This is a genomic window from Sutterella sp. (assembly GCF_052272535.1).
Taxonomy (GTDB): Bacteria; Pseudomonadota; Gammaproteobacteria; order Burkholderiales; family Burkholderiaceae_F; genus Sutterella.
In genome coordinates, this window is the sequence record NZ_DAVZJY010000365.1 from 1 (window position 1) to 1261 (window position 1261).

The following is a 1261-nucleotide window of genomic DNA, read 5'->3' on the forward strand; positions in this document are numbered from 1 at the left end:
GCTCCGGAGATTCTTCGTCTTCGGGGCCGTTTTCATGGGGGCGCCTCCTGCCCTGCAGCCCTGCATGCTCCGGCCGCGCGTCAGAGGGGAAGCGCCGTTGCGGGCACGGGGTTCTCGATCCAGTCGTCCACGGCGAGAAAGAGTGGTTCGGAAAAGAGAAGGCGCCGTCCCTCGCGGCGCACGTGCCCCTCCTTCATCCACTGCGAGAGCTGGCGCGCAACCGAGACGCGGTTGAGGTTCACGATCTCGCCGATCCGTTCGGCCGAAAGCGCGATCGGAAGACGGTGCCAGCCGTCTTCGGCCTTCACCCGCCCGGCGCGGCAGAGGGCCTTCGCGCAGATCACGATCCGCTCGGCGGGCGGCCGGATGAAGTTCGCGGTCATGCCTTCGAGGATCGACTCCTCCTTGGCGATGACGGAGTGAATCTCGAGCTGCGCGAGCTCGGGGTCGGCGGCGAGCGCCGCCTGAAGAACGGAGGGCGGCACCACCCGCACGACGCTCTTCTCGAGCGCCCGCGTGAAGACGTTGCAGCGCGTGCCGACGCTCGCCGTGAGGTCGCCCATCGCCCGGCCGGGGAGCAGCACCGAGAGGATAGTTGGACGGTGGTTTTCCGCTTCGGCCGCGTAGTAGGCGCAGAGGCCCGATTCGAGGAAGAAGAGCTTCTGCGCCTCGCCGCCGCGCTTCAGGAGCTCTCCCTTCCCGATCACGCGGCGCACGCCTTTCGTGAGGAAGAGCCGCGCAAAGGGCGCGGGCTCGGCCGGAAGGAAGTAGGGGAGCTGTTCGAAGATGCGGCGCATGCGGGAGATCCGGCAGGAGACGAGGAGGGCTTCATTCAACTATACGGGGGCGGCGGGCGGACTTGAAGTCTCCGCCGCCTCCCGATCCCGGACGAAAGAAAGAGGCCGCCCGGGCGGCTTCCCCATCAGGCGCGGTGGACGCCGTCATTGGACTCGACGGCGGCCTTCCGCAAGCGCGGAACTTCAGCTCCACGAGTCGTTCTTCGCGGCGTTCCTCCCCGCGATGCGCCCGTAGACGAGGCAGTCGGTGACGGCGCAGGAGCCGAGGCGCACCGCGCCGCGCCGTGCTCGCCGCCCGTCGCCTCGCCCGCGGCGAAGAGCCCCGGGATCGGCTTGTCCGTGCTGATGTCGAGCGCGTGCGCCTCCATGTCGGTGTAGATCCCGCCCATGCAGTGGTGGACCTTGGGTACCATCGTCGAGACGTACCAGGGCGCGGTGCCCATCGGCTGAGCCTTCTTGTTGAC

The 1261-nt window shown here is 68.4% G+C and carries 1 protein-coding gene and 1 pseudogene; both read right to left on the bottom strand.

The window, feature by feature from the left end; genetic code table 11:
* Nucleotides 1-80: 80 nt before the first annotated feature.
* A complete protein-coding gene (locus ACT6Y9_RS11010) occupies nucleotides 81-797 on the bottom strand; it encodes a Crp/Fnr family transcriptional regulator (RefSeq protein WP_443744562.1) in 717 nt (238 codons plus the stop codon).
* A gap of 183 nt (nucleotides 798-980) precedes the next feature.
* A pseudogene (locus tag ACT6Y9_RS11015) lies at nucleotides 981-1261 on the bottom strand (FAD-binding protein); the annotation flags it as partial.

What these genes read in the sequence shown, in the direction of transcription:
- ACT6Y9_RS11010 (WP_443744562.1), bottom strand. Translation starts at nt 797, where the DNA reads ATGCGCCGCATCTTCGAACAGCTCCCCTACTTCCTTCCGGCCGAGCCC.